This window comes from Sphingomonas sp. Sphisp66 (genome assembly GCF_047324325.1).
GTDB lineage: Bacteria > Pseudomonadota > Alphaproteobacteria > Sphingomonadales > Sphingomonadaceae > Sphingomonas.
The window spans coordinates 957,079-969,554 of sequence record NZ_CP168508.1; the positions used below are offsets into that span (position 1 = coordinate 957,079).

The following is a 12,476-nucleotide window of genomic DNA, read 5'->3' on the forward strand; positions in this document are numbered from 1 at the left end:
CGCCGCCTGCGCGACGGAGCCGGAAAGCTTTCGCCCGTGCGCGATCAGTTGCGCGAGGGGAAGACGCCCTCGAGCGCGATGTTGGTCTGCACCGCGAGATAGGGGTTCATGATCGAGAAGGGGATGTTGCTGCCGGTGATGCCGACCTGCACCGATCCCTGCGGGGTGAAGTTGCCGCCGGTGATGTTGACGCCGGCGAGGTTCGCCATGGTCCCGGTGGTGCCCGCCGGCGCATAGATCTTCACCTGGGCCGCGCCGGCATTGGCGCAGTTCGCCAGCAGCGACCCATCGGTCGGCGTGTTGGTCTGGGTGGCCACGCCGGTGACGGCCTGGATCGATCCGCTCGCCGTGGTCTGGCCGGCGATGCCGGTGAAGGTGGCGACGTGGTTGTGCGCCGGCATGTTCGCGATCGTCAGGGTCTCGTTCTCGGTGCCGGCTGCCTGGCCCCAGACATAGGTAGTGCCGCCCGCAGTGCTCTGGCCCAGGCCGACGAAACCGCGGCCCGCGGCGTTCGGCAGGGCGAAGGTGGTCACGCCGTTGCCGCCGAACGTGGTGCCGAGCAGTGCGAACAGGGCGTTATTCTGCGCAATACCCAGAATTTGCCCGTTGCACGAAGCCCAGCCGCGCGGCGCGTAATTGAAGCCGACCTGCATGATCTGGCCCATAAACGGTTCAGACATCGTCCTACCCCCGGAATGTAGCCGCGGTCGGCTGGGCGGAATGCCGCGCCGTTTCCCGCAAGCGGGCGTGTTAGATACCCGATCCCGATGGCAGACAAGGGGCTATTACTTCACTTTCGTGCTTTTCGCGGGGCCAATCATGAAGAAGCGGGGATTAATACACTTTATTGACAGAATCCGGGCCTTTCCGCGAATCGCGTAATTGGTGGAGCGATTGATACCATTTTGGTTCTAAATATCCTGATTCGAGAATGTCTGGATATTTCCTCGGTTTAACCGCTGTTGCCGGGTTTATTGCTTGTATGTAGAACAAGGCCGCCTTTTACGGGCGTTGGGGGTATTGTCGGCATGGTGTGGGGCTTGGGGAAAGCGCGTTCCGTTTGCGTTCGGATCGCGGCAGCCGTTTCGGGTGGACAGCGCGTCGGGGAGCGCGCGACACCAACCTCCAGGTCGAACAGGCCCAAGCCCCTTGGGCGGCTCATGCGCCGCATGGGCGGCGCGCTCGCTGCGGGCATCCTGGTCATGGCGCCGACCAGCGCCTGGGCGATCTCGGGCCAGTGCCAGTCGATCAACAACAACCAGATCGCCACCGGCGCGGGCAACAATGCCCCGGGGACGCTGTCCGGCACCTATTCGATCGGCAACCAGAGCTTCGGCGGCGAGCAGCTGTCGAGCAGCAACTATTCCGACTTCACCCAGGCGCTTGCGCCGGGTGAGGTCATCAACTTCAGCTGGACCCGCAATTCAGGCACCGGCTATGTCCAGGTCACGCTGCAGGAGCAGAGCGGCTTCACCCTGCGCTCGGGTTCGACCGAGAACGTCACGGCCGCTTCGGGCTCGGGCAGCATCACGGTCGGCGCCGCGAACGACGTCTTCAACATCGCCGTCACCAACTACTCGGTCGATGCCGCGAACGGCGTCACCAACGCTGCCGAAGCCGGCCGCAACAACTCCAGCGTCACCTTCACGATCAGCTGCACCGCGCCGACCCCGACGCTCGGCATCAGCCTGACCCATGGCGGCACCCCGGCGCAGGGCGGCACCTTCCCGCTGACCCCGACGGTGAGCAACACCGGCACCGCGGCGACTTCGGGCACCATCACGCTCACCTCGACGCTGCCGGCCGGCCTCACCTACAGCAGCGCCACCGGCACCAACTGGAACTGCGCAGGCTCGAGCGGCACCAACGTCACCTGCGCCTTCACCGGCACGATCGCGGCCGGAGCCTCGAACACCGCGCTATCGATAACCACCGCGGTCGCGACCAACTCGGCGTTGTCCCGAAGCGTGACGGTAGGAGTAAGCGGCGGCGGGGCGGCGAACACGCCAACCGCGCCCGACACGATAACCATGCTGCCCACGGTCACCTCGATCTCGCCGACGGCGGGCCCGGTCTCCGGCGGCACGACGGTGGTCATCACCGGCACCAACCTCAACGGCACCACCGGCGCCACCGGGGTGCGGTTCGGCGCGACCAATGCGACTGGCTACACGGTCAACAGCAACACCCAGATCACTGCGACGGCCCCGGCCAACAGCGCGGGCACCTATGACGTGACCGTGACCAATGGCGGCAACACCAGCGCGACCAGCGCCGCCGACCAATATACCTATGTCTCGGCGCCGACGGTTACCGCCATCTCGCCGACCACGGGCCCGACGAGCGGCGGCCTCACGGTGGTGCTGACCGGAACCAACTTCTCCGGTACGACCGCGGTGACCTTCGGCGGCACCGCCGCGACCGGCTATACGGTCAACAGCACGACCCAGATCACTGCGACCGCGCCGGCCGGCTCGGGCACGGTGGACGTGCGCGTCACCACCGTCGGCGGCACGAGCGCGACCAGTGCCGCGGACCAGTATACCTATATCCCGGCGCCGACGGTCACCTCGATCTCGCCGACCAGCGGCCCGGGTGGCGGCGGCACGACGGTGACGATCACCGGCACCAACCTGTCGGGCACGACCGCCGTGACCTTCGGCGGAACGCCGGCGACCGGCTATACGGTCAACAGCGCGACCCAGATCACCGCGACCGCACCCGCGGGCACCGGCACGGTCGACGTCCGCGCCACCACCGTCGGCGGCACGAGCGCGACCAGCGCGGGAGACCAGTACACCTATATCCCGGCGCCCGCGATCACCTCGGTCTCGCCGACTGCCGGCCCGACCGGCGGCGGCACGACGGTGACGATCACCGGCACCAACCTGTCGGGCGCGACCGCCGTCACCTTCGGGGCGAGCCCGGCGACCGGCTTCACGGTCAACAGCGCGACCCAGATCACCGCGACGGCGCCCGCCGGTGCGGCGGGCACGGTGGACATCCGCGTCACCACCCCCAGCGGGACCAGCGCGACTAGCGTGGCCGACCAGTACACCTATGTCGCTGCGCCCAGCGTCACCTCGGTCTCGCCGATCGCCGGCCCGACCGGCGGCGGCACCACCGTGGTCATCACCGGCAGTGGCTTCTCGGCGGCGAACCCGACCGGGGCGGTCAAGTTCGGTGCGGCCAACGCGACCTATACGATCAACAGCAACACCCAGATCACCGCGACTTCGCCAGCCAATGCTGCCGGCACCTATGACGTCACCGTCACCACCCTGGGCGGCACCAGCGCCACCAGCGCGTCGGACCAGTACACCTATGTCTCGGCGCCGACCGTCACCTCGGTCTCGCCGACCGCGGGCCCGACCAGCGGCGGCACCACGGTGACGATCACCGGCACCGGCTTCGCGGTGGCAAACCCAACGGGTGCAGTGAAGTTCGGCGCGACCAACGCGACCTATACGATCAACAGCAACACCCAGATCACCGCGACCTCGCCGGCCAATGCTGCCGGCACCTATGACGTCACGGTCACCACCGCCGGCGGCACCAGCGCGACCAGCGCGTCGGACCAGTACACCTATATCTCGGCGCCGACCGTCACCGCGGTCTCGCCCCAGGGCGGCTCGGTCACCGGCGGCGCCACGGTGACGATCACCGGCACCGGCTTCACCAGCGCGACCGCGGTCACCTTCGGCGGCACCGCGGCGACCGGCTTCACCGTCAACAGCAACAACCAGATCACCGCGACCTCGCCCGCCGGCGCGGCGGGCACGGTGGACATCCGCGTCACCAATATCGGCGGCACCAGCGCGACCGGCGCGGCGGACCACTACACCTATATCGCCCCGGTGGTGATCTCGCCGGCGGCCGGTGCGCTGCCCGGCGCCACCACGCTCAGCGCCTATTCGCAGACCTTCACCGCCAGCGGCGGCACCTCGCCCTACAGCTTCAGCTCGACCGGCACCCTGCCGCCGGGCCTGACCCTTTCGGCAGGCGGTGTGCTCACCGGCACGCCGACGACGGGAGGCACGTTCAACTTCACGGTCGACGTCTCGGACGGCTCGGCGCCGGTGGCCGGCAGCGCCTTCACCGCGAGCGAATCCTATTCGATCACGGTCGGCAAGACCGGGCAGACGATCAGCTTCACCGGCCCGTCCACCACCTCGCTCTCGGCCTCACCCGTCGCGATCTCGGCTACCGCCAGCTCGACCCTGGCCGTGACCTTCACTTCGGCCACCACCGGCGTCTGCACCGTTGCGGGCAATTCGGTGACTTTGCTCACCACCGGCACCTGCACGATCAACGCCGACCAGGCCGGCGATGCGGCCTATGATGCCGCGCCCACGGTCCCGCAGAGCTTCACGGTGACGCCGGCCACGCTGGTGATTACTCCCGCTGCCGCCTCCGGCCTGCAGGTGGGCGCTGCCTATACCCAGGCCAATCCGGCTTCGGGCGGCGTCGCTCCCTATAGCTATTCGCTCGGCGCCGGTGCCTTCGTGCCGGGCACGACCGTCAGCGCGAGCACCGGCACCGTCTCGGGCACGCCGACCGTTGCGGGCTCGTTCAGCTACATCATCCGGGTCACCGATGGCCAGCCGGTCACGGCGGACACGCCGGTCACCACCGTCACGATCGCCAAGGGCAACCAGACGATCGCCTTCACTTCGACCGCGCCCACCGCGACGGTGGGCGGCGCGGCCTATACGGTGACCGCCGCCGCCAGCTCGGGGCTGGGCGTGACCTTTACGCTCGACGGCGCCAGCACCGGCTGCGCGCTCGCGGGCAACACGGTCACCTTCAATTCGACCGGTACCTGCCGGATCAACGCCAACCAGGCGGGCGATACCAACTGGAACGCCGCGGCGCAGGTTCAGCAGAGCTTCGCCGTCGGCAATGCCGGCGCAGTCACTGCCACCGTCGACTTCTCGCCGGCGTCGCTCGGCGCGGGCGCGACCGGCACGCTGACGATCACCCTGAACAACCCGAACGCCTCGGCCACCCCGGCCGTCGCGCCGCTGCTCAGCGGATCGGCGCTGCTGACCCACAATGGCGGGTCGCCGGGCGGCAGCTGCGGGGCCAGCGGGGCGGATGCCGGCGCGAACTATCAGTTCAACGGCTTCGCCATCCCGTCGGGCAGCTGCACGATCACACTCAGCTACACCGGCACCACCGCCGGCTCGTCGGGCGGCTTCTCGCTCGGCGCCTTCACCCCGGCCGGCTATCCGACCACTCCGGCGACGGCGGGCAATGCCCTCACCGTCGTGCCGACCCTGACCTCGATCGCGCCCAATTCGGGCCCGGTCAGCCAGGTGGTGACGATCTCGGGCACCGGCTTCAGCACCACGCCGGCCAACAACACCGTCGCCTTTGGCGGCGCCGGCAACGGCACGGTCACCGGGGCGAGCGCGACCTCGCTCACCGTCACTGCGCCGGCCGTCGGCTCGGGCGCGCAGGCCGTGACGGTCACCGTCAACGGCCAGACCAGCGGATCGGCGACCTACACGTTCATCGACAAGCCGGTCGCGGCCAACAAGTCGGAGAACGTGGCCTATAACACCGCCACCGCCATCGACCTGACGAGCTCGATCACCGGCGGGCCGCACAGCAGCATCGCCATCGGTACTGCCGTGGCCCACGGCACGACCAGCATCGCCGGCAATGTGGTTACCTACACGCCGACCGCGGGCTATTTCGGCACCGACAGCTTCACCTATACGGCGACGGGTGCCGGCGGCACCTCGAACGTCGCGACGGTGAGCATCACGGTGGCGACCCCGTCGGCGCCGGTGGTGGCCAACAAGACCGGCGTCGCGGTGCCCTATAACAGCACCGGGACGGCGATCGACCTGTCGGCCTCGATCACCGGCGTGCACTCGAGCATCGCGATCGGCACCGCGCCGACCCACGGCACCACCAGCATTGCCGGCGATGTCGTGACCTATACGCCGACCGCCGGTTATTATGGCGCTGACAGCTTCACCTACACGGCGACCGGCCCGGGCGGCACCTCCGCGCCGGCCAATGTCACGCTGACCGTGGCAACTCCGCCGGCGCCGACGGTCGCGGACAAGAGCGGCGTCGCGGTGCCCTATAACGGCACCGGGACGGCGATCGATCTGTCGGCCTCGATCACCGGCGTGCATTCGAGCATCGCGATCGGCACGGCGCCGGCGCATGGCACGGTGACGATTGCCGGCAATGTGGTGACCTACACCCCGACTGCCGGCTATTTCGGTGCGGACAGCTTCACCTATACGGCGACCGGCCCGGGCGGCACTTCTGCTCCCGCGACCGTTAGCCTGACGGTGGCGACGCCCGCCGCCCCGACCGCGGCGGACAAGTCCGGCGTGGCGGTGCCCTATGCGAGCACCGGCACGGCGATCGACCTGTCGGCCTCGATCACCGGCGTGCATTCGAGCATCGCGATCGGCACGGCGCCGACGCACGGCACGGTGACGGTTGCCGGCGATGTCGTCACCTATACGCCGGGGGCGACCTATTATGGCGCGGACAGCTTCACCTATACGGCGACCGGCCCGGGCGGCACTTCGGCCCCCGCGACCGTGAGCCTGACGGTGGCGACTCCGGCCGCGCCGACCGCCGCCAACCGGACCGGCGTGACCGTGGGCTATAACAGCTCGGGCACCGCCATCGATCTCAGCACCTCGATCACCGGCGTCCACAGCACGCTGACCGTCTCCACGGCGCCGACCCACGGCACCACCACGGTCAGCGGCGATGTGGTCACCTACACCCCGACCGCGGGCTATTTCGGAGCGGACAGCTTCGCCTATACCGTCACCGGTCCGGGCGGCACCTCGGCGGCCGCAACGGTGAGCCTCACCGTCGATACGCCGCCGCCGCCGAGCGCGGGGCCGGGCACCTCCACCGTGGCGGGCAGCACCACCACGGCGGGGACCAGCGTCCAGATCAACCTCTCGTCGCTGGTGACCGGCGTCTATGACTCGATCCAGATCGCGAGCCAGCCGGCGCATGGCACCGTCACGCTCAGTGGCGGGGCCGGGCCGAGCCTGACCCCGGTCGCTGCGGCGCCGACCTCGCCCTACATCGCGACCTACACTCCGGCCGCCAACTATGCCGGCACCGACAGCTTCACCTATGTCGCGGTCGGCCCGGGCGGCACCTCGGCACCGGGGACGGTGACGATCACCGTGGTCGGCCAGGTGCCGGTCGCGGCGCCCAAGACCGCGACGGCGGGCGATGGCCAGCTGGTCTCGGTGATGCTCACCGAGGGCGCGGCGCGCGGGCCGTTCACCGGCGCGAACGTGGTGAGCGTGTCGCCGGCCAATGCGGCGACCACCAACATCGTCGCGGCGGGCAGTGGCAGCTATCGCCTCGACGTGACGCCGAACAACCGCTTCGGCGGGACGATCGTCGTCACCTACACGCTCAGCAACGTCTACGGCGCCTCGGCACCGTCGACCGTCACGCTGACCGTCCAGGCACGCCCGGATCCGCGCAACGATCCGGACGTGGCGGCGATCAGCGATGCCCAGGCCGAGACGGCACGCCGCTTCGCCCGGGCACAGGTCGCCAACTTCATGCGGCGCACCGAGCAGCTCCATAATGGCGGCGGCGCTACCGGCCTCGCCATGGGCGTCACGCTCGGTTCGCGCGACGGCATGGCGGTGCGCGAGCGGCCGACCGACAAGGGCTGGAGCCTCGCGATCACCGATCGCATGCGCTTCTCGGGCGAGGATCCCGCGATCGGCCAGTTCGCCAACGACGCCCAGTCGCCGCTCTCGCGCGCCGATCAGCTCGGCTATGGCCGGACGGTCGCCGCAACCGGCGGTGCGGCTGGCCTGGGCGGCTCGGGCGGCGTCGCCGGAACCAGCGGGGCCAAGCAGGCCGCGCCGGGCTCGGGCAGCGTCGACGAGGACGGCAACCGCCGGGTCGGCTCGCTGGCCACCTGGGCGGGTGGCGCGATCGACATCGGCACGCGCGACCGGCGGACCGATCGCAGCAAGATCACCGCCACCACCGCGGGCCTCAGCGCCGGTGCCGACATCAAGCTCTCCGAAGGGGTGCTGCTCGGCCTGGGCGGCGGCTATGGCAATGATCTGAGCCAGATCGGCACGGCGGCGCAGGTGCGCGGCACCAGCACGCTCTATGCCGCCTATGCCAGCATCCAGCCTGTCGGCGGGGCGTTCATCGACGGCATGGTCGGCCGCGGCCAGCTCGACTTCACCACCCGGCGCCTCGCCGCCGCGGTGAATGCGACGGCGCGTGGCAGCCGCGACGGCAGCTACAGCGTCGCCGCGCTCTCGGTGGGCATCGATAGCCGGAGCGGTCCGCTGCAATGGTCGATCTATGGCCGCGGTGAGTATCTCGACGCCGATCTCGACGCCTATGTCGAGACCGGGGCCGGGCGCTATAATCTGCGCTTCGATGCGCGCGAGGTCAGCTCGATCACCGGTACGATCGGCGGGCGTCTCGAGTATCGCCAGAAGACGAGCTTCGGTTCGGTCACTCCGCGCATCCGCGCCGAGTGGAACCATGAGTTCGCCGATCTCGATGCGCAGTGGCTCGACTATGCCGATATCCCGGGCACAGCGCTCTACGGCCTCTCGGCCAATAGCTGGAAGCGCGAGCAGCTCCAGCTGAGCATCGGCACGCGGTTCGACATCCTGAGCAGCGGCTGGTCGTTCGACTTCGAAACCGGCCTGCGCGCCGGCCAGGGCGAGAAGTCGGGCACCCTGCAGATCCGCCTGTCGAAGCGCTGGTGATAGAGGGGGAGGGCCCGGGACGGCGGCGTTGTCGCCGTCCCGGGCCTACCGCTGTTTCGTCATCCGCGCGCTTGCAATGTAGGATTTTGTTTGCTCGGCTTCTCCGGCCGGGACTAGGTCCGGCCGCTCTTTGCTCCGTTGGAAAAATAGGATCACGCCGACGCAAGGATGTTGCGAGATGCGGCGCGTTTGCGGGAACCGTGTCAATCTAGCCCGCGCGAAAACCCGCTTCTGGCGTGAACTTCGTGGACTTTGGCGCGTCGCCCGCCACCGCGTGATAGGAGAGGCTAGGCCAGCAACCGGGTGAGCGCCCCGGCGACCTGCGCCTCGCGATATGGCTTCTCGATCATCGGCACATTCTCGCCAAAGCCCTCGGGCGGCACGCCATAGCCGCTGGCAAAGGCGAAGCGCAGCCCGCGCAGGCGCAGCACATCGGCGATCGGCGTGCTCCTTTCGCCGCCCAGATTGATGTCGAGGATCGCCACGTCGAAGTCGCCGTGCTCGGCCAATTCCAGCCCGTCGGCCAGCCGGCTCGCCGGGCCGATCGTCTCGCAGCCCAGCGCGTCGAGCAGGTCCTCGAGATACATGGCGACCACCGGCTCGTCCTCGACGACGAGCACGCGCAGCCCTTCGAACCCGCTCATTCGGCGCCCTCGGGCAGCGGCGCGTCGACGGTGCAGACCAGCCCGCCCGGCCGGAAGTCGATCTTGACCGTGCCGCCCAGCTCGGCGGCGAGGCCGCGCTCGATCATCCGCGTGCCGAAGCCGCGCCGCGTCGGCGGCTCGACAGCCGGGCCGCCCGATTCCTCCCAGCGCAGCGCCAGCCGCGCCGGCCCGTCGCCGCGGATCCGCTGCCAGGCCACCGAGATGCGTCCCTCGGGGCAGGAGAGTGCGCCGTGCTTGACGGCATTGGTCGCCAGCTCGTGGATCGCCAGCGCCAGGCTGATCGCGGTCTTGGGCAGGATCGTCAGGTCTGGCCCGTCGAGGGTGAAGCGGCTCGCCTCGCCGTGCGGACGCAGGGCGTCCTCGATGATCTGCCGCATCGAGACGAGGCTCCAATGCTCGCGGGTGAGCAGGTTGTGCGCCTCGGAAAGCGCCGCCAGCCGCCCCTCGAACGCGGCGCGCGCCTGGCGCGGCGGCACGTCGTCCTTGAAGCTCTGCTGCGCGATGCCCTGGACGATCGCCAGCGTGTTCTTCACCCGGTGGTTGAGCTCGTCGATCAGCAGCCGGAGATGTGTCTCGGCGCGCTTCGCCTCGGTCATGTCGCGCCCGATCGCGTGCAGCGCCGTCGGCCGGCCCTGCTCGTCGAGGCTGAGTCGCGAATTGACTTCCCAGATCAGCTCGCGTCCGTCCTTGGCGCGCAGCTTGACGGTCAGCCGCGTCGAGCCGCCATGCTCGAGCTTGCGGTTGAACGCGTCCATGCTGATCGCGAACTGGTCCTCGTCCATGAACTCGCGGATCGAGTGGCCGATCAGCTCGTCCTCGGCATAGCCGAGCGCCGCGACCACCGCCGGGTTGACCGAGGTGACGCGATTGTCGAGCGTGGTGGTGATCAGGAAGTCGTTGGCCTGCTCGAAGATCGTCCGGAAGCGCGCCTCGCTCTCGCGCAGTTCCTCCTCGGCGCGCTTGCGGCCGGTGATGTCGAACGAGACGCCGACGAAGCGGCTCGGCCGGCTGTCGCCATAGTCGATCCGGTTGCCATGGCTCTGCAGCCAGCGCTCGCTATTGTCGTCCGCGCGGCAGATCCGGTACTCGATCGTATAAGGTACGCCGTCCCGGAAGCATCGCTCGGCTGCGGCGCGCGCCATCTGGCGGTCCTCGGGATGGACCCGTTCGATCCATTCCTCGAAGGTGCCGCGATTGTCCGGCCGCCGCGGCATGCCGAGCAGGTCGAAGCGGTTGGGCGACCATTCGCCCTCCCGCGTCTCCAGATCGGCTTCCCAGGTCGCCATGCCCGCCGTCTCGGTGGCGAGGCGCAGCGTCTCCTCGTTCTTGCGCAGCGCCTCCTCGTCCTCGCGCCGCCGCGTGACGTCCAGCGCCACCGCCAGCACGCCGAAGGGTTCGCCGCTCGGCCGGCGGATTACTGCCACCGAATTGTTCACCCAGACGATCCCGCCGTCCTTGCGGATATAGCGCTTCTCATGGGTGTAGGGCGTACCCTCGCGCACCGCCCGTTCGAACAGTGGCTCGTTCCGGGCCAGGTCGTCGGGATGGGTGATCTGCTGCATGGTCATGCCCATCAGCTCGTCGCGGCTCCAGCCGGCGATCTCGCAGAACCGGTCGTTGACCAGGGTGAAGCGGCCTTCCAGATCGACTTGGCCGAAGCCTGCGGTGGTCTGGTTGATAAAGGCGGAAAGCTGTGCCTCGCGTTCCCGAAGGGCGAGCTCGGCGGTCTTCGCCTCGGTCACGTCATGCGCGACGCCGATGAAGCCGATGTGCCGGCCCTGCGCGTCGCGGCGGGGCTGGGAGGTGGAATGCAGCCAGCGCCACTCGCCGGTGGCGCTGCGGTAGCGCCCCTCCAGCGCGAAGGTGGTCAGGCTCGCTTCGCCCGCGATCGATGCCGCCAGGATTCGCGCCGCATCGTCTGGATGGATGATCCGCCGCCAGTCGAAATCCAGGGCTTCCTCGTAGGTTACGCCGAGGAACTCGACATAGGCGCGGTTGACGAAGCTGCGCTTGCGGTCGAGGCGGGTGACCCAGACGGCGACGGGGGCGCTGTCCGCGATCAGGCGGAACTCGTCTTCCCCGACCGGAAGGGGTTCGGCCGGCGTTTCGGTCATCGAGGCCCGCTGGAATAGATCCGCAAATTCATGGCGTTACTGCCGTCGCATCGCCAGCACCGCCTGGGCGCGCTTGAGGTGCGGCATGTCGAGCATCTCCCCATCCAGGCCGATCGTCCCGGCACCCGGATTGGATTCGAAGACATCCACGATACGGTTCGCCCTCTCGATTTCCGCCAAAGAGGGCGAAAAGGCGCGGTTGATGACGGCTACCTGGTCCGGATGGATGGCGAGCATCCCGCGGAAACCCGCGCGGCGCGCCTTGGTTGCAACCTTCTCCAGCCCGGCGAGATCGCGGAAGTCGCCATGGATCGTCTCGATCGGCGTCACCCCCGCCGCCGCTGCCCCGGCAAGGGCGAGCGCCCGGAACACCTGATAGGGGAAATCATACTCCCCGCTCTCGTCGCGATTGTGCGTCGCCCCCAGCGCCGTGGCGCTGTCTTCCGCGCCCCAGGTGAGCGCGGCGAGGCGCGGGCAGCCGGCATAATCGCCCAGCCCGAAGATCGCCGGGGCGGTCTCGGTCGCCACCACGATCGTGCGGATTTCGCCCTGGGGCAGGCCGTGCGCCGCCTCGAGCGCGGTGAGGTAATGATGGAGCAGTTCCGCCTCGGCGCGGGTGGCCTTGGGCAGCATGATCCCGTCGGGCCGGCCCGGCACGATCGCAGCGAGATCGGCAAGCGCGTGCGGCGTGTCGAGCGGGTTGATCCGCACCCATTGCGGCTGGGCACGCGTACCGGCCTTCAGATGCTCGGCGACCAGCGCGCGGGCCGCGCCCTTGTTCGCCTCGGCCACCGCGTCCTCCAGGTCGAGCAGCACCAGATCGGCCTCGCTCGCGCCCGCCTTGGCGAGCTTGCGCTCGGAATCCCCGGGCGCGAACAGCAGCGATCGGGCGGCCAGCGGTTCAGTCATGCATCCTCCTGTTGTGCGGGCCTTGCTATCGC

5 protein-coding genes are annotated in these 12,476 nt (G+C 69.1%); 1 reads left to right on the forward strand and 4 read right to left on the reverse strand.

Annotation, left to right across the window (positions count from 1 at the left end; translation table 11 throughout):
• Positions 1-44: 44 nt before the first annotated feature.
• On the reverse strand, positions 45-680 hold the full coding sequence (locus ACEN8G_RS04740; protein WP_413415348.1) for a phage tail protein: 636 nt from the start codon (positions 678-680) through the stop codon (positions 45-47).
• Positions 681-1,160: 480 nt separating this feature from the next.
• Between ACEN8G_RS04740 and ACEN8G_RS04745 the strand changes: the two genes are divergently transcribed.
• Positions 1,161-8,756, forward strand: coding sequence for an IPT/TIG domain-containing protein (locus tag ACEN8G_RS04745; protein WP_413415349.1), 7,596 nt, complete (start codon positions 1,161-1,163; stop codon positions 8,754-8,756).
• A gap of 287 nt (positions 8,757-9,043) precedes the next feature.
• Here ACEN8G_RS04745 and ACEN8G_RS04750 read toward each other — a convergent pair whose 3' ends face one another.
• From ACEN8G_RS04750 to ACEN8G_RS04760, 3 genes are read right to left on the reverse strand one after another with little or no spacing between them, the layout of a single operon-like run.
• A complete protein-coding gene (locus tag ACEN8G_RS04750; protein ID WP_413415350.1) occupies positions 9,044-9,400 on the reverse strand; it encodes a response regulator in 357 nt (118 codons plus the stop codon).
• Positions 9,397-11,535, reverse strand: a complete 2,139-nt coding sequence (locus tag ACEN8G_RS04755) for a PAS domain S-box protein (RefSeq protein WP_413415351.1) — start codon at positions 11,533-11,535, stop codon at positions 9,397-9,399. The genes ACEN8G_RS04750 and ACEN8G_RS04755 overlap by 4 nt, the downstream gene beginning before the upstream one ends.
• A gap of 36 nt (positions 11,536-11,571) precedes the next feature.
• Complete coding sequence (locus tag ACEN8G_RS04760) at positions 11,572-12,444, reverse strand: HpcH/HpaI aldolase/citrate lyase family protein (protein ID WP_413415352.1); 873 nt, start codon at positions 12,442-12,444, stop codon at positions 11,572-11,574.
• Positions 12,445-12,476: the final 32 nt, after the last annotated feature.

Bases quoted from the DNA above. Each gene is read 5' to 3' on its own strand.
- ACEN8G_RS04745 (WP_413415349.1), top strand. From the start codon at position 1,161: ATGCGCCGCATGGGCGGCGCGCTCGCTGCGGGCATCCTGGTCATGGCG.
- ACEN8G_RS04755 (WP_413415351.1), bottom strand. From the start codon at position 11,535: ATGACCGAAACGCCGGCCGAACCCCTTCCGGTCGGGGAAGACGAGTTC.
- ACEN8G_RS04740 (WP_413415348.1), bottom strand. From the start codon at position 680: ATGTCTGAACCGTTTATGGGCCAGATCATGCAGGTCGGCTTCAATTAC.
- ACEN8G_RS04750 (WP_413415350.1), bottom strand. From the start codon at position 9,400: ATGAGCGGGTTCGAAGGGCTGCGCGTGCTCGTCGTCGAGGACGAGCCG.
- ACEN8G_RS04760 (WP_413415352.1), bottom strand. From the start codon at position 12,444: ATGACTGAACCGCTGGCCGCCCGATCGCTGCTGTTCGCGCCCGGGGAT.